The sequence below is a fragment of the Pedobacter antarcticus genome (genome assembly GCF_900103515.1).
Lineage (GTDB): Bacteria > Bacteroidota > Bacteroidia > Sphingobacteriales > Sphingobacteriaceae > Pedobacter > Pedobacter antarcticus.
This window is the reverse complement of sequence record NZ_FNGZ01000013.1, coordinates 17,434-42,692: the sequence shown is the minus strand read 5'-3', so window position 1 is coordinate 42,692 and position 25,259 is coordinate 17,434. Positions and strand designations below refer to the sequence as shown.

The window sequence follows — 25,259 nt, the reverse complement described above, 5'->3', positions numbered from 1 at the left end:
ATGATAGGCTATTGTACTTAAAAATGAGTTAACATATGAGCATAGAAGAAAAAGGTAGTATTTCTATACACACCGAGAACATTTTTCCAATTATTAAGAAATTCCTGTACTCAGACAACGAGATTTTCCTCCGTGAGCTGGTTTCTAATGCGGTTGATGCGGTACAAAAGATTAAAAGACTAGCTGCTTTGGGGCAATATAATGGCGAACTGGGAGATCCCCTGGTTGAAGTTGCGCTTGATGAGGAGAAAAAGACCATCACAATTAGTGATAATGGTCTGGGAATGACAGCAGAAGAAATTAAAAAATATATTAATCAGGTTGCATTTTCTGGTGCAAGCGAATTTGTTGAGAAGTTCAAAGACGCGAAAGATGCTAATGAAATCATTGGTAAATTCGGGTTAGGTTTTTACTCTGCATTTATGGTTGCCGACCTGGTAGAAATTCAGACTTTATCTTTCCAGGAGGGTGCTGAGCCTGCTAAGTGGGTATGTGACGGTAGTACTTCTTATGAGATTTCTGCTGGAACACGGACTACGCGTGGAACAGATATTATCCTGCATATCAATTCAGAATCTGAAGAATTCCTGAGTAAAGGAAAATTGAATGAAATCCTTGATAAATATGGTAAGTTTCTTCCGGTGCCAATTAAATTTGGGACAGAAACTCAGAGTTTACCTGATGGTGAAGATGAGGAAGGCAAGCCAAAAACAAAAGAGGTTGAGACGGATCATATCATTAACACCACGGCTCCTTTATGGACCAAGGCACCTGCAGATTTGTCAGACCAGGATTATCTGGACTTCTATAAACAACTTTATCCTTTCGCTGAGGACCCTCTTTTCTGGATTCACCTCAATGTGGATTATCCGTTTAATCTTACTGGCGTATTGTACTTCCCGAAAGTGAAGAATGATTTCGATATGCAGCGTAATAAAATCAAATTGTTTAGCCGTCAGGTATTTATTACTGATGAAGTTAAAGATATCGTACCTGAATTCCTGATGTTATTGCATGGGGTGATTGATTCACCTGATATTCCGTTAAATGTTTCCAGAAGTTTCCTTCAGGCAGACAGCAATGTGAAAAAAATCAATAGCTATATCACCAAAAAAGTTGCAGATAAATTGGCTGAACTTTTCAATAAAGACCGAAAGTCTTATGAAGAAAAATGGAGCGATATCGGCCTGTTTGTAAAATATGGTATGGTAAGCGAAGAGAAGTTCTACGACAAAGCCAAAGATTTCGCTTTATTAACGAATACAAAAGAAGAAAACTTTACTCTTGACGAATATCGCGACAAGGTTAAAGACGCACAGACAGATAAAAATGGTCAGTTGGTTTATATTTATACGACTGAACCGGCTAAACAAGATAGTTTCATCCAGGCTGCCAATAAAAAGGGATATGATGTTTTATTGATGAACTCAGCCATTGACACACACTTTGTGAGTTCTCTGGAACACAAACTGGAAAAGACAACTTTAAAACGTGTAGATTCAAGCGTAGCAAGTAAATTAATCGAAACAGATGAGGCTGTCGAATCTGTATTAACAGAAGAGCAGTCTGCAACGGTAAAGTCCGTTTTCGAGAAAGCAATTGTTAAACCTGGTTTCACGGTTGAAATTGTTGGTTTAAATCCAGATGAATTCCCCGTAACTGTTACTATGGATGAATTTATGCGTCGCATGAAAGAAATGGCGCAAATGGGTGGTGGTATGAGTTTCTATGGCAATATGCCGGACAGCTACAAAGTGGCAATCAATGGAAACCATAAACTGGTAAACCGCATTTTGCAATCTACCGATGCCGCTGAGCAAAACGCGTTAGCTAAACAAGCTGTTGACCTGGCATTATTGTCTCAGGGAATGCTTACCGGTGCAGAGTTGACAGATTTTGTAAACCGTAGTGTTGAGCTGATCTAAGCTGCGCTGAATAAAATTAAAAGGGGGTCACGTTATTTGTAAAAAATAACGTGACCCCCTTTTTTGTGCCCGGTTTTCCGGTTATTTAACCTTGATTTCCGGTTCAGTTTAATTATCGGCGGAAGATAAAGTATGTTTCTTTATTGTAACAAACAACCTTCGGACTATGTTCAATGTTCGTTCATATTTCCTCCAATGTCGAATGAACAAACAATGAAGGAACTATGAAGAAACAGTGAACAAAGTATATAGCAAACCTTGACGAAACCAGCACATGATTCGGTTAATCTTTGGTTAAATTTGGAAATCCTTCCAGGGACAACAAGAAAGCGTAATTGAGGGCGATATCTTTAAGATAATCAAACCTTCCTGAGGCACCACCGTGCCCAAAATCCATGTCCGTTTTTAATAGAAGCAATTGATTGCCCGTTTTAAGTGCCCTCAGTTTAGCGACCCATTTTGCGGGTTCAAAATATTGGACCTGACTGTCATGGAGACCAGTTGTAATCAACATATTAGGATAATCCTGTTTTTTTATATTTTCATAAGGTGAGTAACTTTTCATGTACCGGTAAGCCTGTTCTTCATTTGGGTTACCCCATTCATCATATTCGTTTGTAGTCAGCGGGATGGTCTCATCCAGCATTGTGTTAACAACATCTACAAAAGGAACCTGCGCTATAATTCCATTCCAGAGGCCGGGATCCATATTGCTTATTGCACCCATCAGCAGACCGCCTGCACTTCCTCCCTGAGCATACAGATGGCTGCGGCTGGTGTACTTTCTTTCAACCAGATATTTACCGCAAGAGATGAAATCGGTGAACGTATTCATTTTTTGCATCGTTCTTCCCTGCTCATACCAGTGCCGGCCCATTTCCTGTCCACCGCGAATATGGGCAATGGCAAAAATGAACCCGCGGTTAAGCAGGCTTAGCGTAGATGACGAAAAGGAAGCGTCAATACTATGTCCGTAGGAGCCGTAAGCATAAAGTAGCATAGGTGCCTTCCCGTCTTTTTTTAAACCGTTTTTATAAACGATTGAAACTGGAATTTCAGTACCGTCTGCAGCCAAGGCAAACACCCTTTCTGAAGTATAATGATCGGAGTTAAAATCTGCTCCTGCAGTTTGTTGTTTCAATAAAGTCTTTGATCCGCTACTGATCTCATAATCATAAACTGACATGGGCGTCTTCATTGATGTATAATATAAACGGAGTTTGTTGCTCTGGAAATCTGGGTTAGCGCCTATTCCGGCCATATAAGCAGGCTCAGAAAATGCAATAGTTTGATTTTCTTTTCCGTTTTGCATCAGGCTTATTTTGATCAGGCCTTGCTTCCTTTCTGCGATAGCAATAAAGTTTTCGAACTCTGAAATATCCTCCAGCAGCACATCGCTACGGTGAGGAATGACATCTTTCCAGGCGGAAATATCTGTTGTATCGAGACCGCATTCCATCAGCCGGAAATTAGGGGCCTCCCAGTTAGTTAAAATCAAAAATCTGTCTTTCAGTGGATGAACCTGATACAATACTTCTGGTACCCTGGGCTGAAAGCATCTTATTTCCTGCTGTGGCTGGCCGGCTGGAATTGTATAAACTACTGATGAAAGAGTGGCAGAGGAATAAATCAGGATATAATCTCCGGATTTAGACTTTTCTACGCCGATATAATTTGCAGGATCTTTCTCTTCATACACAGTAATATCCTCCAGGACATCATTTCCCAGCTGATGCCTCCTGATTTTTTCACTGAGTAATGTCTCCTGATTATTTTCCGTGTAAAAAAGCGTTTGATTATTCGCTGCCCAAACTGGGTCTCCTGCGGTATTAGGAATCTGGTCTGCAAGAGTTTCGCCTGTTGTTAGATCTTTAACACAGATGGTATATTGCCTTCTGGAGACTTTGTCTGTCGCATATGCCAGTAAACAGTTGTCCGGACTCACGGTAAAGCCCTTCGCTGAATAATAGGGTTGGTCTTTGGCGAGTTCATCTATATCCAGTAGAATCTCTTCTGGAGCTTCGAGACTCCCTTTCTTCCGGCAATATTTATAATACTGCTGTCCTGTCTCTGTGCGGGTATAATAGAAATAACCGTTTTTGAAAACGGGTACTGACTCATCTTTTTCTTGTATCCGTGCCTTCATTTCATGGAACAGTTCTTCCTGCAGGTGGCTGGTATGCGCCAACTGCTGCTCCAGATATTTGTTCTCCTGTTCGAGGTATGAAATTACAGCATCGCTTTGCGGACCTTTTTTAAAATAATCTATCATCCAATAATAGTCATCTGGAATTTGTTCCCCATGGATGTCGCGGATATGCGAAATTACTTTTGCCTGTGGGGGCTTTATATAAGGATAATTGTCTTTTTCTATTTTGGTATCTTTGTTCATCAGGCTAAAGCTAATAGTTTAATCACAAAATTTAATAAAGCCTATGACTCCTTACATCCGTCAGACTAAATGTCTGATCTTTTTCGTCCTGCTCCTGGCTGGGATGACAACAAATGCTGGTTCGGAAAGAAGCTTATCGCTGGAATATCAAAATTCCGGAACGGAAGATCCACTTGCAGGAATTCAGTTCAGGGGTGTCGATGGTAAAAAAATAGATCTCGGTGATCTGCGCGGAAAGGTGGTGTTCCTTAACTTCTGGGCAAGCTGGTGCCTGCCTTGTCTGGCGGAATTTCCTGCGATAAAGAAATTATATCAGCATTATAAGGACGATCCTGAGGTGGTTTTTATTTTCGTCGATGCTGACGGGGATCTGGAAAAAGCTGTCCGCTTCATGCAGAAAAGGAAATACATGTTGCCAGCCTTCCGTTCGGAGACAGCGGTTCCGGATGTGCTTTTTAAGGGGGCTTTACCAACAACCGTCGTTTTGGACAAGAGGGGAAGGATTTCCTATAACCAGTCAGGTGCAGCGAATTACGGGGACCCGCGTTTTATTGCATTTATCAAGGATTTGAAAGCTGCAAAATAAGTGTATTCCTCTATGAATAATGTTTTCCTCGGTTGAGGAGAGACTGATAAATCTTTTTTATATGCAAGGCAATTGTATTGTACATAAAAAGGAATTTATCTAAGTTTGACGCCTGAAAGTACATTCAGCAAAAAAACAAGAATTATGCAGGAACCTTTTGATTTAACAATCGGAGAAACAGATTATGCCATATTTCCTGAGGGGAATGATAATTATATAGTTTATAAAGACGGTAAGGAATATTTGCAGATTCAGAAGGATACAGAATCTCAGTGGTTGAAACTTGATCCGGAAACGGCGTTACCTCTTTTTGAGGAAGATGCAGAGGTCAATGCTATCGGTGCAGCGATCAATGATTACGTTCCGGAGCCGGAAGAAGAAGAGGACGCAGAGGAAGAGGAAGCAGAAGAAGACTGGGATACTGAAGACGAATTATAAGCTCAGGATCCCCATCCTGACCGGTCGAGGCTTCTGTAGCGGATAGCCTCGGCCAGATGTGCTGGTTGTATTGCTATAGCGTTTTCCAGGTCGGCAATAGTTCTGGAAACTTTAAGAATCCTGTCATAGGCTCTGGCAGACAGTCCTAATTGCTCCATCGCATTTCTGATCAATTGTTTACTGACGGGGTCCAGCTTGCAGTGTTGCCGTACGATCCGATCAGGCATCTGCGCATTGCAAAATATACGATGATCCTGCTCAAAGCGCTTTTCCTGGATTTTACGGGCAAAGATTACTCGTTTTCTGATGTCCAAGCTCTTTTCTTCAGGTTCCTGACTGCTTAAATCTTTAAAATCTACCGGAGTAACCTCCAGATGCAAATCTATTCTGTCTAAAAGTGGTCCGGATATTCTGCTCAGGTATTTTTGTACCTGCGAAGAGGTACAATGGCAGGTTTTCTCCGGATGGTTAAAATAACCGCAGGGACATGGGTTCATAGCGGCAATGAGCATAAAACCTGCGGGATAAACGACTGTCTGCCTGGCTCGGGAGATGGTTACCATTCTGTCTTCAAGCGGCTGCCGCATTACTTCTAATACACTTCTCCGAAATTCAGGTAATTCATCAAGGAACAATACACCATGGTGGGCCAGTGAAATTTCACCTGGCTGCGGATTGCTTCCTCCTCCTGCAAGCGCAACATCTGATATGCTATGATGCGGATTACGGAATGGACGGGCTGTAAGCATAGCTGTGCCGGTATGAAGTTTACCCGCAACAGAATGAATCTTCGTGGTTTCCAGTGCTTCCTGCAGGCTCAAAGGGGGCAGAATCCCGGGCAATCTTTTGGCAAGCATTGTTTTACCGGATCCAGGCGGACCAATTAGAATTAGATTATGGCCGCCTGCAGCAGCGATCTCTATGGCTCTTTTCATGCCTTGCTGCCCTCTTACATCTGCAAAGTCTTCAGCTATTGAAACTTGCTGTTGATTAAGGAGTGCGTTGACGTTAACTTTTACGGGCTCCTGTCTTTCCGGATATTTGAAAAATTCAGCTATCTCTTTCAGGTTTTTCAGGCCGTATACTTGCAGCTCTCCGACCACCGCTGCTTCTGCGGCATTTTCCAAAGGAAGCAGAAGCGTAGTGAAACCAGCATGTCGGGCCTGTAATGCCATTGATAGGGCTCCCTTTAAAGGGTGAATGCTGCCGTCAAGAGAGAGTTCGCCCGCAATAACGATCTGATCCGGGTTGGGAACCTCTAATTGACCTGAAGAGGTTAATATGCCTATAGCCAGCGGCAGATCATAAGCTGTCCCTTCTTTGCGGATGTCCGCGGGCGAGAGATTAACAACAATTTTCTGCCGGGGCATACGGTATCCTGAACTCTGCAATGCGCTTTCAATTCTCTTGAGGCTCTCTTTTACTGCATTATCTGGTAAACCAACAATATGATATTTATTGCCACTGCCAATATGGACTTCTATGGTAATGGTGAGGGCATCGACGCCAGAAACTGCACAGGTGTAAGTCTTGGTCAGCATAAATCAATAGGTTCAGCTGCCAATGTATTATGCTTTAAACAAATGCTGTTAGTTTTAATAAAAAAGGGGCAGAATCTTTAAGATCCGGCCCCTTTCAATAGGATTCTAAAAAAACATTTACATTCTGCCTTGTGGCATCTTTGGCATATTGCGCATCATCTTTGCTGCAGCAGCTGGATTTGAGAACTGCTTCATTACTTTACGCATATCCTCAAATTGTTTAATCAGTTTGGTTACTTCTTCAATTTTATTTCCTGAGCCTTTAGCTATGCGTAATCTTCTGCTTTGCTGAATGCTGTCTGGGTTTTCTCTTTCGTATTTGGTCATAGACTGGATAATTGCCTCCACATTTTTGAAAGCGTCATCTTCTATCTCCACGTTTTTCATCATTTTGCTGACCCCTGGAATCATACCCATCAGATCCTTCATATTACCCATTTTCTTGATCTGCTGAATCTGGTTGTAGAAGTCATTAAAGTCAAATTTATTTTTACGGATTTTCTTCTGAAGTTCTGCTGCTTCTTTTTCGTCAAACTGCTCCTGAGCACGCTCAACAAGGGAAACGACGTCACCCATGCCTAGAATACGCGAAGCCATCCTGTCCGGATAGAATACATCCAGGGCTTCCATTTTTTCTCCTGTACCTACAAACTTAATCGGTTTGTTAACAACAGATTTAATGGATAATGCTGCGCCACCCCTGGTATCACCATCCAGCTTAGTAAGGACAACTCCTGTAAAATCTAAACGGTCATTAAATGCTTTTGCAGTATTAACCGCATCCTGTCCGGTCATGGCATCAACTACGAACAGGATTTCATGCGGTTTTGTATGCAGTTTTACATCTGAAATCTCATTCATCATTTCTTCGTCGATAGCCAGACGGCCCGCCGTGTCAATGATAATAACATTGTGATTTTCTTTCTTTCCTTTATCTATACCCTCCATTGCAATTGCAACGGGGTCTTTTGATTCTAAATTTGCATAAACCGGAACCCCAATCTGTTCTCCAAGGATCTGTAACTGATCGATCGCCGCTGGGCGATAAACGTCGCCAGCAACCAGTAAAGGTTTTTTTCCTTTTGATTTCAGATAATTTGCGAGCTTTCCGGAGAATGTAGTTTTACCTGCTCCGTTCAAACCTGCAATCAGAATGATGGTTGGATTAGTTTTAAGGTCAAGTTCCGTAACTTCCCCACCCATCAGCGCGGTCAGCTCGTCATTCATGACTTTAGTTAACAACTGACCAGGGGAAACAGCAGTCAGTACATTCAGACCAAGTGCTTTTTCTTTGACGTCATCTGTAAAGCTTTTGGCTGTTTTATAATTTACGTCGGCATCCAGCAAAGCTTTACGAATTTCCTTCATGGTCTCTGCCACGTTGATTTCTGAAATGCTTCCCTGTCCTTTGAGAACTTTAAATGCCCGGTCTAGTTTATCCTGTAAATTTTCAAACATTTTTGTTTAACCTTAGTGTTCACGTTTTTGTAAGCTACAAAGTTATTAAATTACACTGAAAGACTGAGCTCCTGTTTGAAATTTATCTTGCCGTGCTGCTGTGCCCTGACAATTCAAATTAAACGGAGCTGCTCCTGTTTGAAATTTATCTTGCCGTGCTGCAACTATTTAGTTTCGGCTCCGTCTTATAGAAAATTCGCTCTCATGAAATTAATGCTGCTCAGCCTGCTTTGTTCTTTCGCCATTTGTACGGTGTCTGCCCAAAGTCTACCCATTAAACGGAAACTACAGGCTACTCGTACTATAGCAGCGCCCCGGATCGACGGCGATTTGGCTGACGAGGCCTGGAAACAGGTGATACCCGCTTCGGAATTTATCGAAAACAGGCCGGTACCCGGAAGGAAAGAGCAGCATGACAGACGCACAGAGGTGCGAATGATCTATGATGATCATGCCGTCTACATAGCGGCAAGAATGTACGATCATCCGGATAGTATTGCTCATGAGCTTGTTAACCGTGATAATATCGGTAACGCAGATTTCATAGGGATTATCTTTGACACATTTATGGACGGCATGAATGGAAATGGCTTTTATGTCACTGCCGCAGGTGTTCAGTTTGATGCTAAGTATTCACAGAATGGAGATGAGGATTCTAACTGGAATGCAGTTTGGGAGAGCAAGGTTAAGCGTGATGAAACCGGTTGGAGTGCGGAAATCAGAATTCCTTACGCAGCTTTGAGGTTCTCAGGAAAAGACGTGCAGAGCTGGGGCGTTAATTTTAACCGTAAAAGGCAGAAGGCAAATCAGCAGCTTTTTTGGAATGAAGTTGATCCTAAAGTCAGTGGGTTCATCAATCAGGCGGGTCTATGGGAGGGAATTAAAGGGATTAAACCCGGGCTCCGGTTATCTTTCTCTCCATATCTTTCGACCTACCTGAAGCATTATCCTTTTAATACACCCAATGTTAAAAATACCGTAATGGCTTTTAATGGAGGAATGGATGTAAAATATGGCATAAACCAAAGTTTTACACTGGATATGACGCTGATTCCGGACTTCGGACAGATCCAATCTGATAACAGGATTCTGAACCTGACCCCCTTTGAAGTGAAATTCGATGAGAGAAGGCAATTCTTTACCGAAGGGACAGAATTGTTCAATAAAGGGGATCTGTTTTATTCGAAAAGAATTGGATCTATTCCTTCTTATTTTAAAGATGTATCGGGAGATCTTCGGGATGGGGAAAAGATAATCAAGTCGCCACTGGAGGCTAAAGTTTTAAATGCAACTAAAATTTCGGGTAGAACAGCTGGCGGCCTGGGAATAGGACTGTTTAATGCAATCACAAGTAGCATGAAGACTTTGGTTGAGGGCGAGCAGGGTAATCAGCGGGAGTTAGAAAGTCAGCCTTTAACAAACTACAATGTTTTTGTGCTGGATCAGTCATTAAAAAATAACAGTTCCATCACGCTGATTAATACCAATGTACTGCGCCGGGGAAATGCCCACGATGCAAATGTGTCTGCATTTTTATTCAACCTGAATGATAAAGCTAACCGCTACTTTGTAAATGGTGCGGCTAAAATGAGCTTGCTTACCGGCGTCGGCGATGAAAATAGCAGAAAAGGGTTCAATACAGAGCTTAAGTTTGGTAAAAAGAGTGGTACCTGGACCTGGTTCTATCTGCAGAAAATTGCAGACGCAAAATTTGATCCGTCCGATATGGGCTTCTTTACAAACAATAACTTTTTTGATCAGCAATTCAATTATGGTTATCAGGTTTACAAACCTAGCTCCTGGTATAATAAGTGGGAGGCATGGAGTAATCTCAGATATTCGCGCTTGTATAAGCCAGGATCTTACCAGAATTTCGGAGTTGACGGAAACTACTATGTTGAGTTTAAAAATTTCTGGTCTGTAGAAACTAATTTTGACTGGCAGCGTAAGGGGCAGGATTTCTATGAGTCGCGAAATGCAGGAAGGGTGTTTCAGACCGGAGAGAATTACGGTGTTAAAGTGTATGTAAATCCTAATAAAGCGAAAGCGTATAATTTCGGTGGAAATGTAGGTTACAGGAAAAATTTACTGTTGAATGGAAAAGCTTATGATGCATTTTTATTTCAAAACTTCAGACTGAATGATAAGATTTCCTTTGGACTGGACATAGATTACCAGCCTCGGTTTAATTATGCAGGCTGGGTGCAGAACAGCGGGAGTAATATTATTTTTTCATCTTATGACAGGCACACGATGGAAAATTCGATTGATGCAAAATATAGTTTCAATAACCTGATGGGGATTACACTGGTGGTGCGACACTACTGGTCTGACCGTAGAAATAAATCATTTTATACTTTGGACACTAATGGCAGTTTGATTCCTTTAACGGGCGAACCACCAGCGGGCACTAACCGGGTCTATAATGTTTTCAATGCTGACCTCATCTATCAGTGGCAGTTTGCACCAGGGAGCGAGCTGAGTGTCGCCTATAAAAATTCTGCGGAAGGATATGAAGAACTATACCGGAAGAAATATACAAGAAACCTCGACGCTATCCTTTCCGGACCACAGAATAATAGTCTTTCGGTGAAAGTCCTGTACTATCTGGATTACCTGGATCTGAAGAAAAAGAGATAGTTATCTTGGGAAAACAAACATCAGGCCCATAGCCAGGGTTTGACTTCCCTGAATTTTAGGGTCTGTATCTTTATCATACAGGCCCACACCAGTTAAGGAGACATTCATGAAACGGTTGATCTTAGCTGTAATAGCGACGTCCAGCCGGTGATCTATCTGCCCTAAGTCATCATAAGGGATAAATAAGGCATAACGGGTTTTTAGATTTACGTTATGGAAAATGTCTTTATCGAATGCTGTAACAACCTGAAAGGCGAGATCATTTTTAAAGCTCTTATTATAAGCAATACCATAATTGTCTGTTTTGCCTGCATTCTCTATGTTCTCTGGTGTTTCATTTGGATTAGCTGCAAATGCTCTCTCTCTTTTTGCTGCATTTAAAGTCTCGTTGTCCAATACAAATGTCTGTCTCGCGGTACCGGTACCTATTCTGGTGGAGAAAAACTTGCTTGGTTTGTATTCAAAACCTATTGATTGGGTCAGGTAACCTGGAGACATGAATTTGGAGATCAGGGTAGGCGTTTCTACATTATTGATAGTTGAATAAGAGAACCCATTGTCAAACTGAGATTCAAAAGTAAGGGAACCGAAGAAATACCAGTTTTTAGACAACTGGAAGGCTGCTTTATTATCCCAGAAAATTCTGTCATTAGTTTTCTTTTGTAATTGATCACGGTTTTTGATCTTTCCGTACTGCAGATTTAATTCCGTTACATAGCTATAGTTCTCTTTAACGTACTCTGCTTTGTAATTAACCAATCCTCCTACGGCCAGCGAGTTAACTCCACCACCAGTCCAGTTATTACTAAATGAAGACTGATTGACATTAATGCCTATAGCTGTAGTTGTTTTCCAATAGTTGACTTTTGAGCTGATGACGACCGGACTGATGTCTACAGGTCTGAAATCTATAATACCATTCAGAACCGGTAAAGGGCTCCGTTTGAGTTTAAGATCATAGTTTTTAATATTGACAGGTACAGAATCTACGTCCTGCGCTTGAACCTGTGCTGAAACTGCAAACAAAATAAACAGACATCCGAAAATAGTTCTCATCGTTACAAAGAAAAGAAAAATGTTCCTATTGATGCCTAGAATTGAATAAAAATTTCAGCCATGCATAGCTTTTCCTCACTTTCAGGTAGTTGAAATTCTGTTCATTAGCATAGGCTTCCTGTTCAAAGCAGCTTTGTCTGTAGGCCTGATCATGGTTTCCTGACCTTGCAAGATTAATCAGATAAAAGATCAAGTACAGTAAATAGAAAGGTAGGATTAATAATTCCAGTTGTTGTCTGAAATGAATCATTTCATGATTGATTAACAGTGGGTTATCAATTTGGTTCCGCGATTTAAACAGCATGAAAGGATAGATCGCCATCGCTGTCGCAGGAAGCGGACTGAAAACTATTTTCCAATATTTCATGGGTTTGCATTCAGTTGCACCTTCAATAAGGGAGGCAGGCGTAAAGCTTTAGGATTCCTTTTATAGGTGCTATAATTATTCTTCAGAAAAACAATAAACGCATAGTCCGATGCAGCGAGTACAAAGTCATAGCTCGGGCGGTATTGCTGCATAAAATCTGTGAGCTCATAATCTTTAATTCTCAGTGCGCGGCTTACGAAGGCCGGATTAAACCGGTAATCTATAATTTCCTCTTTGTAATCGCGCTCCAGAATAGCCTGCAAGTGTCTGGCGTTTCGTCCTTTACGGCTTAAAAGATTATAAATGGCGTCAATTCCCAGACCTACACCGCGAGAGCTCAGGTTAAGCAGGTCTTTAGAGCTCCCCAGGTCTGTCGCATACTTGTATGCCCTGGTATTTTGCTCATGCCGTTGCTTTGGTGTCAGTGCGCTGCCTATAATGGAGACCTCCCGTAATTGTACGGCAAGTGGTTTTAACTGAAAGAAGATAGTCTTCGTTCCTTTATAAACAAGTGTATCAATACCATACCCCTGTAAAGCAGCAAACAGAGTATCCCCAACTACAGCCTGAGTCGAAAACTCTCCCTTCTGGTTGTTATATATTCCTTCGTCGTTATGGGAATTATATATATATACTTTAGCGAGTCTTTGCTTTGATTCATTATCTACCACAAAGCCCTGGACAGGTTTTATTTGTGCGTTAGCAACCATCCCTGCCCATAGAATAAGCGTAAGCAGCAGCAGTATTTTCATGCCGGTAAAATTACCTGTATTATAATCCATACCTGCAGAAAATAACATTATTTAACAACAACCAGCTTCTGTCCGATCTTAATTCCTTCGTCATTCAGATTATTCAACGCTTTCAATTCGTCCACGGTCATATTAAATCTTTTTGCAATGTTATAAAGGGTATCACCTTTTTCCACGGTATAGTTAGGCTCTGTTGTGTTAATTATCTGTTTTGAAGGGGGCTGTGCTACCGGCTGGAATTTTTTAGTTTCTTTTGGAATGTTAGCATTGATCTCCGTAAATACCCGGTCTTCTCTTCTGATTTTTTCAGGCTCAGATTCCGGCTGATCATACTGGTGCAGCTGATATTTTTCAATCAGGTTGATGAGCATCTCGGGATATCGTGGATTTGTTGCATAACCAGCCTGTTTCAGGCCCTTTGCCCAGTTAACATAATCATTTTTGTCCAGTTCGAACAAAGCACTGTACCTTTTACGCTTCAGAAATTCGGAGTGATCTTTATAGGATTCCCTCGCGTCTTTATAAACACGGAAACAGTCGTTACTTTTATCATCGTCTTTATAGTATGCCTTCCCTTTCCATTCAGATGTACACTTAATACCAAAATGATTATTGGCGAATTTAGCTAAGCTACTGTTACCGCTGCCGGACTCAATGATACCTTGTGCCAGTGTAATGCTGGCAGGGACACCATATGTATTCATTTCTTCGATGGCTACGCCTTTAAATGCAGCGATATAACTGAGCGTAGTGTAGTCTTTGAAGTTTGCATTTGCTTTACTTGCCTCTTTTTCAATCTGTTTATTATTACGGTGATATTTTCTGGTTTTACAGCCGGAAAAGATAAGCAAGGTTATAGTTAGCGATAAAAGTAATTTTTTCATCAAGTATGTTTTGTTTTCAATGGTGCAGGTGTCATTAAATTCTAAGCTTCTGGCCAGGTTTCAGTGCTGATTTTTTTAATCCATTTCTTTTCATCAGTGCCTTCGCAGTTGTACCTCTTGAAAGCGCAATCCTATTGAGATTATCTCCTTTTTTTACGGTGTACATTTTACTGTTGCTGCGGTTATTTCTGGTGCGTTTTTTAGCCGTATAGCTTTTCTTTTTAAGAACCGGGGCAACTTTTACCGGCTCGACGTAGTCTGCTGGTCTATCGTCATACTGATACAGCTGGTACTTATTTATAATCGCTATTACCTGATTAGCCCAGGTACGGCTGCTTGCATAGCCACCTCTTTGTATACCTCTTGCCCAGCCTGCATAATCATACTGATCATAAAGATCAAATAATCTGCTGAATGAGGATCTGTTTTGAAGCACCTCGACGAAATTAGTATAAGAGTCTGCAGCGGTTCCATAATCTTTATAAGAGGAATTGATCGCAGTATTACTATTGGAGCCTTTAATGCCGAAGTGATTATTCAGATGGCGGGCAACTTTACTTTTACCGGCTGCTGATTCATGGATTGCCACCGCAAGTATAACGCTGGCGGGGACTTCATATTCGCGCATAAGTTCCTGTGCGTAATCTGTGTGTTCGTCTACATAGTCCTGAATGGACTGGCTTCTGACAGTAACTGCTGTAATCAACAGGCAGCATAGGGTCAGTAATAAACTTTTTTTAATCATTTTTATTTTTTTCTGATTATAAACAAGCCGTCACGTACGGGAAGAATGAGTTTCTCTATCCTGGGATCGGCTGCTATTTTATCATTAAAAGCACTGATGTTTCTGGTATCCTTATCCTGTTGGTTCGTCAGTACTTTACCGCTCCAAAGGACATTATCTACTATAATCAGACCTCCGGGTCTCAACCGGTCAAAAACGAGGTCATAGTAAGTTCCGTTATTTTTTTTATCTGCGTCTATAAAGACGAGATCAAATGTTTCGTCTATTTCAGAAAGACTTTTACTGGCATCTCCGAGAATGTATTGAATGGAACCAGTATAACCAGCTTCTTCAAAATATTCCCTTACACGGTCTTCCAGTTCTTCATTAATATCAAGAGTATATAAAATTCCGTCATCGGTCAGGCCTTCTGCAAGGCACAATGTTGCATAGCCGGTAAAAGTTCCGATTTCAAGGATTCTGCGTGGATTCACCAATTTACTGAGCATACTGAGTACGCGGCCCTGATAGTGCCCGGAAAGCATTCTCGGCATTAATACCTTAAGATTGGTTTCCCGGTCTATCCGCTGTAATAAAGCAGATTCTGGTTCGCAGAATTGAAGTAATAGCTGGCTTAAGTCTTCTTGTATCAGGCTCATAAGTTGGTTTATAAACGGTGTTCCTCCATGAAATATTGTAAAATGATCGTGGCGGCTATCGTATCGACCCGTTCTTTATTTCGGCGGTCTTGTTTTTTAAGGCCACTTTGCATGATCGCCTGCTGAGCTATTTTTGAGGTAAACCTTTCGTCAACCCGGTATTGCGGGATTAGCGGGAAGTTCTTTTTAAGAATAGTGGTAAAGCCTTTGACATGCTGAGCAGATTCCGACGGGGTACCATCCATTTGTTTCGGTTCGCCAATCACAAATGCTTCTACAGCTTCTGTCAATAGGTATTTATGGAGATATTCGACGATATCTTTAGGGTGCACAGTATCTAGCCCTGTCGCAATAATTTGCAGGGGATCGGTAACGGCAATACCTATTCTTTTGGTGCCATAATCAAATGCGATAATACGGGACATAGCTGCAAAGATTGTTATAAATTTACTATTTTGCACCAAATGCAGTTCAAAGACATCGTAGGACAACAGGAAATTAAGCAGCAATTGATACAGACTGTCACTGAAAACAGGATGAGTCATGCCCAGTTATTTCTGTCTCCGGAGGGGAGTGGTTCTTTGGCGCTGGCTATTGCCTATGCTCAGTATATCAATTGTTTAGATAAATCTGACACTGATAGTTGCGGTGTCTGCAGCTCCTGCAGAAAGTACGAAAGGTATATTCATCCGGATCTTCATTTTTCTTATCCGTTTTTTGCGTCGAAAGATGTGCGGGTTGCAACAGATGTACTCGATGAATGGAGAACAATGCTGCTGGAAGATCCATATGTAAACCTTGATCTCTGGCGATCGCGCTTGAACGCGGAAAACAAACAGGCGAATATTAATATCGCAGAATGCCATGATATCATCAAAAAATTAAGTTTCAAAGCTTTTGAGGCAGAAACCAAGGTTTTAATTATCTGGTTACCCGAATTTTTAGAAAAAGAGGGGAATTCTTTGCTGAAAATTATTGAAGAACCACCACCTCATACTTTATTCGTTCTGGTTGCACACAATCAGGAACAAATTTTATCGACCTTATTATCGAGGACTCAGATTGTGAAGATACCTAAACTGCCTTCGGCAACTGTGGTTGAGCATCTGTGTACTCATTATAACCTGGACAGAGATATTGCGGCTACCTACAGTTTTCTTGCAGATGGAAACTTGATAGAGGCGAAATCAATGGTTATTCACCAGCAGAATGATAATGCAGTTCTGTTTTCTGAATGGCTGCGGATGGGCTATGGTAACAAGGTACCTGATCTAATTAGTTTTGTGGAACAGGCCGCAGGCTGGGGAAGGGAAAATCAGAAAAATTTCCTAAAATACGGGATCAGTTTTCTTAGAGAATGCAGTTTGCTGCTCAGTGGTGCCGAAGCTTTAGTTAAATTACCGGAAAATGTTTTGGAAACGGCGAAGAAGCTCAGTGAAAAAGTTTTGGACCTAACAATGGCTGAAGCTATCATTGAGGTGCTTGAGCAGGCCCATTATCATATTGAAAGGAACGCTAATCCTAAAATACTATTTTTAGATGTATCTTTACAACTGGTAAAAATTATCAAATTTAAAACGCTCCCGAAAGGGACTCAATATATATACAATTAGTTATGGGATGTGGAAGTTGTTCTACTGGTGGCGGTTGCGCCCCTTCCGGCTGCAAAAGTAATGGCTCATGCCTTACAGGAGGCTGCCAGAAAATGGAAGTATACGATTGGCTGTCCAACCTGGACATGCCCTCAAATTATAAACCTTTTCAGGTTATCGAAGTAAAGTTTAAAGGCGCGAGAAAAGAGTTTTATCTGAATAATGATAATATTTATCTTGAAATAGGTGAACTTATCGCGGTAGAGGGATCTACCGGCGGGTATGATATCGGACACGTTTCCTTAACCGGTGAGCTGGTCAGAATGCAAATGAAAAGGCGTAAAACACCTCTTGATCAGGTAACCAGAAAGATTTACAGGAAGGCGACTGAAGCTGACGTCGAAAAGTGGAAAATCGCGAAGGATCTGGAGTGGGAAACTATGCATAAGGCCAGAACGCTTGCGCTGGATCTGCGCCTGTCTATGAAGATTAGTGATGTTGATTATCAGGGAGATAAAACAAAGGCGACTTTCTTTTATACAGCAGAAGGCCGTGTAGATTTTCGTGAACTGATCAAAAAAATGGCAGAAACTTTCCGTATCCGCATAGAGATGCGTCAAATTGGTATGCGTCAGGAAGCAGGCCGTTTAGGTGGTATCGGTTCTTGCGGAAGGGAGTTGTGCTGTTCTACATGGCTTACAAACTTTAAAACCGTTTCTACTGCTGCTGCCAGATATCAAAATCTTTCTCTGAATACCTTAAAGCTTGCCGGACAATGCGGTAAGTTGAAATGTTGCCTCAATTATGAATTGGATACTTATCTGGATGCTTTAAAGGATATTCCGGATCGTGTGGAGAATCTGCAGACTGAGATTGGTACCGCAAGGCACCAAAAAACCGACATTTTCAAGAAAATTATGTGGTTCTGCTATCCGAATCAGGAAGACTGGATTCCGCTTAAAGTGGATCGGGTTAAAGAGATTATGGCCATGAACAAAAAGGGTCAGAAACCAAATAATCTGAAAGATGAGGCTGTTGAATTAGCTGCGGCAGTATTGGTGGAAAAAATACCGGATTATGAGAATGTGGTTGGTCAGGATAGTTTAACACGTCTGGATGACAAGCCGAAAAATAAAAACAACAGAAATAATAATAAGAATAAGCAAGCTACGGCGCCGAAAGGTGAACGCCCTGTAAAAGGACCGCTACCTGCAGGTAAAAAGCCGGCACAACCGGCAAAAACCGCTGAAAATCGTAATGCTGAGAACAAAAGCACGGAGAATCGTAAACCGGCAGAGAATCGTAAACCTGCAGAACCTAAAAAAATAACTGAAGCTGTGCAAGCAGAAGATGGAACGGTAGCAAAGTCTGCCGGAAACAGGAATAACCGCAACAGGAATAACCGAAGAAGGAACAAACCAACGGATAAACCTAAAAATGAAGATCAATAACTGGTTTTTTTGCTTGTTTGCAGGGTTGCTATTTTCTATCGTGAGCGGGTGCCATACGGATAACCTGATTGATACGAACGAAAGGCTGCCTGAACGCAACTGGAGTTATGTGAAAAAGATAAAAGCTATTGCCGCGATAAAGGATCCGGCAATAGCCTATAATATACGCTTCAAATTAAGAATTACAGCGGACTACAGCTATTCGAATATCTATATACTGATGCATCTGACGGGGCCCGATCATAAAAAAGTGACCCGCAGGTACGAATACCGTCTCGCAGAGAAAGATGGACGTTGGCGAGGGACCGGTTCCGGTAACCTTTATACTTATGAACTTCCTTTATTAACGGATTATCATTTTGTCCAGACTGGTAATTACACAATCGAGATTGAACAGAATATGCGCGACAATCCTCTTAAAGAGATAAGTGACGCCGGTATTAGTGTCTCTTTAAAATAATGGCAGCAGCTTTTCGAGCGCCATTCCTCTAGAACCTTTTAAAAGAATGAGACTTTCTGACTCTGGATTTGCTGTAAGCCACCGGACTGCTTCTTCTGGTGTTTTAAAATAGTGATTTTCGGGAGTGGTGTTATCTGCATTATAAAACATCTGCCCGATAAATATGACTTGACTGAATCCTGCAGTAGTTGCCAGTTTCGTGATACGCAGGTGCTGTTCGGTTGATTCATTACCTAGCTCGAACATATCTCCCAGAATTGCTGTCTTTTTGCTGGCATCCATAGTTTTCAGGTTCTGGATTGCAGCCTCCATACTGCTTGGGTTGGCATTATAAAAATCGCAAATAACAGTGTTCGTTCCTGTCTTTAATAATTGAGACCGGTTATTTAATGGAGTATAACCAGATAATCCCATGTTAATTTGTGCTGGCTCCAGGCCGAATGTTGTTCCTATGGTAATAGCTGCGAGTATATTCTCAAAATTATAGGCGCCGGTCAATTGCGTTTGTACTTTATAATCAGAGCCGTCTTTTTGCCAAGCTAAAGCAAGGGTGGGGTCTGACTGAGTTAATTTTCCAGAGATCAGATTACCCTCTTTTTGGCCATAACTAATTATTTTTTCAAGACCGTTCCGCTGAGCCATTTCTGTGATTTCGGGATTGTCCTGATTAATAAAGGCAGTTCCATCATGAGCTTTAAGGTAGCCGAATAATTCTGCTTTTCCCTTTTTAACGCCTTCAAAGCCACCAAATCCATCTAGATGCGCCATTCCAATATTAGTGATGAGGCCGTGGGTTGGCTGAGCAATCTCACATAAAAATGCAATCTCTTTCTGGTGGTTCGCACCCATTTCTATAACTGCAATTTCGGTATCCGGTTTTATTGCGAGTAAAGATAGCGGAACCCCAATATGGTTATTCAGGTTTCCACTGGTTGCAAATGTTTGGTATTTAACCTGCAGTACTGCTCTGATCAATTCTTTTGTCGTGGTTTTTCCATTACTCCCCGTTAATCCAATCACTGGTATATTTAAATGGCTGCGGTGAAGTTTGGCTAAATCCTGTAGTGTTTGCAGAACGTCGGGCACTAATATGTATTGTGCTGTGAGCTGATAGGCGGGTTCATCTATAATTGCATACGCTGCCCCTTGCTCCAGCGCTTTAGATGCAAAGTCATTTGCATTGAATTTATCTCCTTTTAACGCAAAAAACAGGCAGCCTGGAGTTATTCTCCTGGTGTCTGTGCAAATTTCAGGGTGAGAAAGGTAATGCTGATAAAGGACTTCAAGCTGTGACATTCGTTACGTAATTTGAAGGAGTAAAATTACATTATGGATTAGCAAGTCAAAATTATTCGGGATTTTTGTTCGTTTTATTTGGTCAAATTTCATTTGACTGCTAGATTTCTGCATACGATGACGACTGCTGATACAGAAATGTGTATGATTAAGTGAAAATCCATCAGCTTCCAGGAAAGATGGAAGAAGCATTTATATGCCTCTTGACAATACAGTATTATTATGGGGTTAACATATAGTTAAATAAGAAACGAGTCATTTGAAAGTCATTCTTGTCTAATATTCAAACATGTTATATAAAAAAGGGAATCCAAATGATCTATATTCGCGCTATTATTAACTAAACAATTAACTAAATACCTAACTACATGAAAAAACTTATACTAAGTTTGTTCGTGTTGTTGTGCATGTCTGCGTTCGCGATTGCACAAGACCGAACAGTTTCTGGTACAGTCACTTCACAGGGAGATAATTTACCAATTCCCGGTGTAAGTGTTAAAATCGTCGGCGCCTCAGGTGGTGCAATAACAGGAAGTGATGGAAAATATTCAGTAAGTGTACCTTCTGGTGCAACAGCACTTCAATTTTCTTTTATCGGTTATACTACACAAAACAAGCCAATTAATTCCTCTGGTGTAATTAATGTTGCTTTAGTTGGTGACAGCCAGGGCTTAAATGAAGTTGTTGTCACAGCTTTAGGTATCAGAAGAGAGAAAAAAGCGTTAGGATTCGCGGTAACTGAGGTTAAGGGTGATGAACTCGCTAACGTTGGTAACCAAAACGTCCTGAACTCTATGAATGGTAAAGTTGCTGGTGTACAGGTTGTAAGCAGTGGTGGTGCTCCGGGACAAGCTGCAAGGATTGTAATCCGTGGTGGTAACAAATCTATCAGCGGAAACAATGAACCTTTATTTGTAATTGATGGTGTGCCGATCAGTAATGCCAATGATGGTAACAGTGCAGCAAATGAAGTTGAAGGTGTAGGATCTCCTAACCGTTCTGCGGATATTAATCCGGATGATATTGAAACTATGACTGTACTGAAAGGTAGTGCTGCAGCAGTATTATATGGTAACAGAGGTTCCAATGGGGTGGTTTTGATCACAACCAAATCTGGAAAAGGAAGTAAAGGTAAACCTGTAATTACTTTCAACAGTAACTTTGCTTTAGATAACGCTATCAATCTGCCGGAATTCCAAACTGAATTCGCACAAGGTAACTTTCCCGATGCTGGTGATCCCGCTGTATATACAGAAGGTACTTCCCGTTCATTCGGGCCAAGAATTACCGGTCAGGAAGTATATAGTCCCGCAGCAGGTAAAAATATAACCTTGCAGGCTTATGATCCTAGAAAAGACTTTTTGAGAACAGGAAGTTTAATTAACACGAATATTTCAGTTGCACAATCAACTGAGAAAAGTGACTATTACTTTTCTGCGGGTCAGTCCAGACAACAATCTATTGTACCTAATCAGGGTTTTAATAAAGCGAATGTTCGTTTAAACGTGAATAATAAGATCTCCGAAAAGCTTTCAGTGGGCGTTAACGTTGGTTATACAAGAAGCTGGGGTGATTTAGCATCTCTTGGACAAAGTGGTAGTAATCCGTTTTTTGCCTTATTCGGAATGCCAGTTACCTGGAACATAAAAGAATATGGTTACGAGCGTCCCGATGGATCTCAGATTAACTTCCGTGGTGGTGCATTTGATAATCCGTTATGGACAGTTAACAAAACATTTAATAACACACAAACAGATCGTCTGACGGGTGCAGTAAATGCTTCCTATAAAGCGAATGAATGGTTAGACTTCTCTTACCGCCTAGGTAATGACTACTATAACGATATCAGCAAATCTTTCGCTGATATGAATACTGGTAGTAACCCGAATGGAGCATTGACAAATACAAATACTTTCCGTCAGGAGCTGACTTCAACCTTCTTGATGAATATCAATAAAAGAATTTCTGAAGACTTCAATTTCTCAGCTACTTTAGGTCAGGATTATAATCAGCGTAAATCACATATTCAGCAACAAATAGGTACTGCTTTATCTTTGCCTGGTTATGCTACAATGAATAATGTGGCTTCTTTTAGTCCTGATTACGAGTACATGAGTTTAAGAAGAACCATTGGCGCCTTTGCTGATTTGAAGTTTGATTATAAAAATTTCTTGTTCTTGAATATTACAGGTAGAAATGAATGGTCTTCTACTTTACCTACTAATAACAGAAGTTATTTCTATCCAGGTGTAAACGCTGCATTTGTATTTAATGAAGTTTTGGGAATAAACCCTGATGTATTATCTTTTGGTAAAATCAGAGCTGGCTTTGCAAAAACAACGAGAGATGCAGATCCTTATCAAATTTATAATACTTATGCTAAATCTTCGTTCGGAGATGGTTCAACACCAGGTATTGATTTTCCTTTCGATGGTAAAACTCCAGGGTTTACCGTTTCTGACGTAATCAGAAATGCAAACCTGAAACCAGAGTCGACGAAAGAATTTGAATTTGGTACAGAATTGCGCTTCCTGAAAAACCGTATTGGTTTAGATGTAACGTATTTTCAAAATAAAAATACAGACGGTATTGTTGCGGTCGATATTTCTCCTGCTAGCGGAGCAACAAATGCAGTTCTGAATTCTGGTGCAACCCGTTCAAGAGGTATTGAAATCGGCTTGAATGCTTCTCCTTTCAGATCTTCCGATTTTAGCTGGGACATTAATGTAACATTTAGTAGAATCAGATCTAAAGTATTAGAGACTTTTCCAGGTGTTGAGCAAATCTACCTGGGTGGATTCTCAGGTAATCCTGGTATTTATGCTGTTAAAGGCGAGAGATATGGTACAATCATAGGTAAAGGTTATGCCAGAGATGAACAAGGAAGAGTAATTACTGATGATGACGGGTTACCAACATTTGTTGACGGTATCAACCTTGGTCATACAGAAGCTGACTGGACTGGTGGTATCAGAAACAGTTTCAAATACAAGGGTATCGGTTTTGATTTCTTAATTGACACCAGGCAAGGTGGTTTCATGTACAACGGTACGGAAGAAAGTCTTGACTTTTATGGTGTAACCAAAGGTACAGCTGATCGTGAAAAAGATTTTATCTTCCCGGGTGTAAATGGAGATACCGGAGAGGCAAATGGTGTGGTAATTAAAAAAGATGGAAATTATTATTCTGGTTATCAAGGTAATGAGGAATACGTATATAAAAATAACTGGGTTAAATTAAGAGAGGCTAATTTGAATTATACTTTCAATTTAAACAAAGAGAAGAGTATTAAGTCTCTAACGGTTGGTGTATATGGCCGTAATCTGTTTATCTGGACACATGTTCCACACGTAGATCCTGAATCTAGTTCGTTCGGTACTGGTAACGGTCAGGGTGCAACAAGATTCGCATTCCCTACGACCAGAAGTTTTGGTCTGAACTTAAAGGCAGTATTTTAATTAGGAAAATGAATGGACCAGGAGTATCTAGATGATTCATGCTCCTGGTTGACCATCACCTTGAAATAAAAAAAAATATTCTAATGAAAAAAAATACAACATATAACTTTTTAGGCATGCGTGCTATGGCCGCCTGCTTAATGGTCCTTTTGATCAGTGTATCTTCCTGTAAAAAAGGCTTAAATATAAATGAAGATCCAAATAATCCGACTGAGGTGCCCTTGAGAATGGTGTTACCTTCTGCCCAGGTTAATTTGGCTTACACGCTTGGCGGATCGATCAATAGAATTGGTGGATCTGTTATTCAGCATTACGCTGGTCACAGAACTCAACCGCTAGACTATGCTCGTTTTGATCTGTCTCCGTCGACCACTGATGCTATCTGGAGCTCAATGTATGCGGGAGTATTGCAGGATCTTTCAGATCTGTCTGTAAAAGGAACGGAATCTGGTGATTTAGTTTATGTAGGCATGGCTAAAATCTTAACAGCCTATACTTATAGTGTTTTGACTGATTCATATGGTGATATCCCCTTTTCAACTGCACTAGGCGGTGTCGAGAATGTAAATCCTTCCTACGATAAACAAGAAGCTATTTATCCACAATTGATTACCTTAATCACTGACGGTATTGCTAATGTTAAATCGGGCGCTGGAAGTGAAAAACCAGGTACAGTGGATGATTTGATGTTTGGTGGAGATATCGCTAAGTGGGAGAAATTTGGGAATGCGTTAAAATTGAGGTTGTATAACCATTTAAGCAAGATTGACCCTGCTGCGGCATTAACTTTCCTGAATTCTAATCCGGTATTGATGACTTCAAATGCAGATAACAGTGGGGTGACATTTGGTGGTAGTGCAAGTGCTGCCAACCCAATTCATCAATTTGACCAACTATCCGGTAGAAGTGATAATGCTATTGCTGCAACTATTATAAATAGAATGAAAGAATTGGCTGACCCAAGAATCCCAGTGTTTTTCAATGCAATTCCTAGCGGTGGTTTAGCCGGGCAATATGTTGGTAATATTCCTGGTAGCGGTAATGAAGATGGCGATTTGACTAGATATTCAAGATCTGGTAGTGCATATGCATCAATTAATTCTCCTGTTCTGTTTTTAAGTTATGCTGAGCAAAACTTTATCATTGCTGAGATTCAGCAAAGAGCTGGTAATACAGCGGCTGCAGGTGTAGCTTATAATGCAGCAGTTAGTGCGGATATAACTTCATTAGGCCTTAGTGCTGGTGATGCTTCTACCTATCTTGCTAAGCCAACCGTGGCATATAATAATACATTACAACGAATTATGGAGCAAAAATGGATTACCATGTTCCAGGGGCCATATGAAGCTTGGGTTGATTGGAGAAGAACAGGATTTCCTGTTTTAACTGCCCCAACTGTAAACAGAACCGGAGGTGTATTTCCAAGAAGATTCTCCTATCCTCAATTGGAGATTAACTTAAACCGTCAGGCATTGGAAAATGGTCCTGGTGTACCCGTTCCTTATAAAACTATTCTTACTGGAGTTTGGTGGGATAAATAAGTCTTTCATAAAGAGATTATTAGAAAAGGTTATCATGAG

At 40.9% G+C, this 25,259-nt stretch carries 20 protein-coding genes; 9 read left to right on the top strand and 11 right to left on the bottom strand.

The features are described 5' to 3' along the window. Positions 1–35: 35 nt before the first annotated feature. Positions 36–1,925 carry a molecular chaperone HtpG gene (gene htpG, locus BLR53_RS17900; RefSeq protein ID WP_218122998.1) on the top strand — a complete coding sequence of 630 codons (1,890 nt, stop codon included), beginning with the start codon at positions 36–38 and terminating at the stop codon, positions 1,923–1,925. 283 nt (positions 1,926–2,208) lie between these two features. On the opposite strand, the gene BLR53_RS17895 is transcribed toward htpG, so the two are convergent. Next, entirely contained in the window at positions 2,209–4,317 is a 2,109-nt protein-coding gene (locus BLR53_RS17895) for a S9 family peptidase (RefSeq protein ID WP_074591637.1), read from the bottom strand. Between the two features lie 43 nt (positions 4,318–4,360). Between BLR53_RS17895 and BLR53_RS17890 the strand changes: the two genes are divergently transcribed. Both BLR53_RS17890 and BLR53_RS17885 read left to right on the top strand, forming a co-directional pair. Continuing rightward, positions 4,361–4,903: a TlpA family protein disulfide reductase gene (locus BLR53_RS17890; protein ID WP_074591635.1), complete on the top strand. Its 543-nt coding sequence runs from the start codon at positions 4,361–4,363 to the stop codon at positions 4,901–4,903. A 144-nt stretch (positions 4,904–5,047) separates the two neighbouring features. Next, on the top strand, positions 5,048–5,341 hold the full coding sequence (locus BLR53_RS17885) for a hypothetical protein (RefSeq protein ID WP_051759440.1): 294 nt from the start codon (positions 5,048–5,050) through the stop codon (positions 5,339–5,341). Positions 5,342–5,343: 2 nt separating this feature from the next. On the opposite strand, the gene BLR53_RS17880 is transcribed toward BLR53_RS17885, so the two are convergent. Both BLR53_RS17880 and ffh read right to left on the bottom strand, forming a co-directional pair. Beyond that, positions 5,344–6,882, bottom strand: a complete 1,539-nt coding sequence (locus BLR53_RS17880) for a YifB family Mg chelatase-like AAA ATPase (protein WP_074591633.1) — start codon at positions 6,880–6,882, stop codon at positions 5,344–5,346. A 117-nt stretch (positions 6,883–6,999) separates the two neighbouring features. After that, the gene (gene ffh, locus BLR53_RS17875; protein ID WP_037437594.1) at positions 7,000–8,340 is read right to left on the bottom strand and encodes a signal recognition particle protein; all 1,341 of its coding nucleotides are present in this window, start codon (positions 8,338–8,340) and stop codon (positions 7,000–7,002) included. 204 nt (positions 8,341–8,544) lie between these two features. Between ffh and BLR53_RS17870 the strand changes: the two genes are divergently transcribed. Beyond that, entirely contained in the window at positions 8,545–10,980 is a 2,436-nt protein-coding gene (locus BLR53_RS17870) for a DUF5916 domain-containing protein (RefSeq protein ID WP_074591631.1), read from the top strand. Here BLR53_RS17870 and BLR53_RS17865 read toward each other — a convergent pair whose 3' ends face one another. From BLR53_RS17865 to ruvX, 7 genes are read right to left on the bottom strand one after another with little or no spacing between them, the layout of a single operon-like run. Next, the gene (locus BLR53_RS17865; protein ID WP_074591629.1) at positions 10,981–12,036 is read right to left on the bottom strand and encodes a DUF3078 domain-containing protein; all 1,056 of its coding nucleotides are present in this window, start codon (positions 12,034–12,036) and stop codon (positions 10,981–10,983) included. A 25-nt stretch (positions 12,037–12,061) separates the two neighbouring features. Beyond that, positions 12,062–12,403: a hypothetical protein gene (locus BLR53_RS17860; RefSeq protein WP_074591627.1), complete on the bottom strand. Its 342-nt coding sequence runs from the start codon at positions 12,401–12,403 to the stop codon at positions 12,062–12,064. Further along, the gene (locus BLR53_RS17855) at positions 12,400–13,203 is read right to left on the bottom strand and encodes a hypothetical protein (protein ID WP_234797512.1); all 804 of its coding nucleotides are present in this window, start codon (positions 13,201–13,203) and stop codon (positions 12,400–12,402) included. Before BLR53_RS17855 ends, BLR53_RS17860 begins: the two co-directional genes overlap by 4 nt. Beyond that, entirely contained in the window at positions 13,203–14,039 is an 837-nt protein-coding gene (locus tag BLR53_RS17850; RefSeq protein WP_037437590.1) for a glucosaminidase domain-containing protein, read from the bottom strand. The genes BLR53_RS17855 and BLR53_RS17850 overlap by 1 nt, the downstream gene beginning before the upstream one ends. Before the next feature lie 34 nt (positions 14,040–14,073). Further along, positions 14,074–14,784, bottom strand: coding sequence for a glucosaminidase domain-containing protein (locus BLR53_RS17845; protein WP_083332128.1), 711 nt, complete (start codon positions 14,782–14,784; stop codon positions 14,074–14,076). A gap of 2 nt (positions 14,785–14,786) precedes the next feature. Further along, complete coding sequence (locus BLR53_RS17840; protein WP_037437589.1) at positions 14,787–15,422, bottom strand: O-methyltransferase; 636 nt, start codon at positions 15,420–15,422, stop codon at positions 14,787–14,789. Positions 15,423–15,430: 8 nt separating this feature from the next. Beyond that, positions 15,431–15,847 (bottom strand): Holliday junction resolvase RuvX, encoded by a 417-nt coding sequence (gene ruvX / locus BLR53_RS17835; RefSeq protein WP_037437588.1) that lies wholly within the window; start codon positions 15,845–15,847, stop codon positions 15,431–15,433. A 39-nt stretch (positions 15,848–15,886) separates the two neighbouring features. Here ruvX and BLR53_RS17830 point away from each other — a divergent pair, with 39 nt between their 5' ends. Genes BLR53_RS17830 through BLR53_RS17820 form a run of 3 tightly spaced genes read left to right on the top strand, consistent with a single transcriptional unit; the run spans position 15,887 to position 18,925 of the window. Then, positions 15,887–17,035, top strand: coding sequence for a DNA polymerase III subunit (locus tag BLR53_RS17830; protein ID WP_074591625.1), 1,149 nt, complete (start codon positions 15,887–15,889; stop codon positions 17,033–17,035). A 2-nt stretch (positions 17,036–17,037) separates the two neighbouring features. Further along, positions 17,038–18,465 (top strand): PSP1 domain-containing protein, encoded by a 1,428-nt coding sequence (locus BLR53_RS17825; protein WP_083332127.1) that lies wholly within the window; start codon positions 17,038–17,040, stop codon positions 18,463–18,465. Continuing rightward, positions 18,452–18,925, top strand: coding sequence for a gliding motility lipoprotein GldH (locus BLR53_RS17820; protein ID WP_074591623.1), 474 nt, complete (start codon positions 18,452–18,454; stop codon positions 18,923–18,925). The genes BLR53_RS17825 and BLR53_RS17820 overlap by 14 nt, the downstream gene beginning before the upstream one ends. On the opposite strand, the gene BLR53_RS17815 is transcribed toward BLR53_RS17820, so the two are convergent. Then, entirely contained in the window at positions 18,917–20,221 is a 1,305-nt protein-coding gene (locus BLR53_RS17815) for a UDP-N-acetylmuramoyl-tripeptide--D-alanyl-D-alanine ligase (RefSeq protein ID WP_074591621.1), read from the bottom strand. The genes BLR53_RS17820 and BLR53_RS17815 overlap by 9 nt on opposite strands. A gap of 368 nt (positions 20,222–20,589) precedes the next feature. Between BLR53_RS17815 and BLR53_RS17810 the strand changes: the two genes are divergently transcribed. Together BLR53_RS17810 and BLR53_RS17805 are read left to right on the top strand one after the other, a co-directional pair. After that, positions 20,590–23,679, top strand: a complete 3,090-nt coding sequence (locus BLR53_RS17810; protein ID WP_083332126.1) for a SusC/RagA family TonB-linked outer membrane protein — start codon at positions 20,590–20,592, stop codon at positions 23,677–23,679. 83 nt (positions 23,680–23,762) lie between these two features. After that, entirely contained in the window at positions 23,763–25,220 is a 1,458-nt protein-coding gene (locus tag BLR53_RS17805) for a SusD/RagB family nutrient-binding outer membrane lipoprotein (protein ID WP_176763558.1), read from the top strand. The last annotated feature ends 39 nt before the right edge of the window (positions 25,221–25,259 follow it).

Bases quoted from the DNA above. Each gene is read 5' to 3' on its own strand.
- BLR53_RS17860 (WP_074591627.1), bottom strand. From the start codon at position 12,403: ATGAAATATTGGAAAATAGTTTTCAGTCCGCTTCCTGCGACAGCGATG.
- BLR53_RS17830 (WP_074591625.1), top strand. From the start codon at position 15,887: ATGCAGTTCAAAGACATCGTAGGACAACAGGAAATTAAGCAGCAATTG.
- BLR53_RS17815 (WP_074591621.1), bottom strand. From the start codon at position 20,221: ATGTCACAGCTTGAAGTCCTTTATCAGCATTACCTTTCTCACCCTGAA.
- BLR53_RS17840 (WP_037437589.1), bottom strand. From the start codon at position 15,422: ATGAGCCTGATACAAGAAGACTTAAGCCAGCTATTACTTCAATTCTGC.
- BLR53_RS17890 (WP_074591635.1), top strand. From the start codon at position 4,361: ATGACTCCTTACATCCGTCAGACTAAATGTCTGATCTTTTTCGTCCTG.
- BLR53_RS17845 (WP_083332128.1), bottom strand. From the start codon at position 14,784: ATGATTAAAAAAAGTTTATTACTGACCCTATGCTGCCTGTTGATTACA.
- BLR53_RS17885 (WP_051759440.1), top strand. From the start codon at position 5,048: ATGCAGGAACCTTTTGATTTAACAATCGGAGAAACAGATTATGCCATA.
- BLR53_RS17825 (WP_083332127.1), top strand. From the start codon at position 17,038: ATGGGATGTGGAAGTTGTTCTACTGGTGGCGGTTGCGCCCCTTCCGGC.
- BLR53_RS17810 (WP_083332126.1), top strand. From the start codon at position 20,590: ATGAAAAAACTTATACTAAGTTTGTTCGTGTTGTTGTGCATGTCTGCG.
- BLR53_RS17850 (WP_037437590.1), bottom strand. From the start codon at position 14,039: ATGAAAAAATTACTTTTATCGCTAACTATAACCTTGCTTATCTTTTCC.
- BLR53_RS17865 (WP_074591629.1), bottom strand. From the start codon at position 12,036: ATGAGAACTATTTTCGGATGTCTGTTTATTTTGTTTGCAGTTTCAGCA.
- BLR53_RS17855 (WP_234797512.1), bottom strand. From the start codon at position 13,203: ATGTTATTTTCTGCAGGTATGGATTATAATACAGGTAATTTTACCGGC.
- BLR53_RS17805 (WP_176763558.1), top strand. From the start codon at position 23,763: ATGAAAAAAAATACAACATATAACTTTTTAGGCATGCGTGCTATGGCC.
- ruvX (WP_037437588.1), bottom strand. From the start codon at position 15,847: ATGTCCCGTATTATCGCATTTGATTATGGCACCAAAAGAATAGGTATT.
- BLR53_RS17880 (WP_074591633.1), bottom strand. From the start codon at position 6,882: ATGCTGACCAAGACTTACACCTGTGCAGTTTCTGGCGTCGATGCCCTC.
- BLR53_RS17820 (WP_074591623.1), top strand. From the start codon at position 18,452: ATGAAGATCAATAACTGGTTTTTTTGCTTGTTTGCAGGGTTGCTATTT.
- BLR53_RS17895 (WP_074591637.1), bottom strand. From the start codon at position 4,317: ATGAACAAAGATACCAAAATAGAAAAAGACAATTATCCTTATATAAAG.
- BLR53_RS17870 (WP_074591631.1), top strand. From the start codon at position 8,545: ATGAAATTAATGCTGCTCAGCCTGCTTTGTTCTTTCGCCATTTGTACG.
- ffh (WP_037437594.1), bottom strand. From the start codon at position 8,340: ATGTTTGAAAATTTACAGGATAAACTAGACCGGGCATTTAAAGTTCTC.
- htpG (WP_218122998.1), top strand. From the start codon at position 36: ATGAGCATAGAAGAAAAAGGTAGTATTTCTATACACACCGAGAACATT.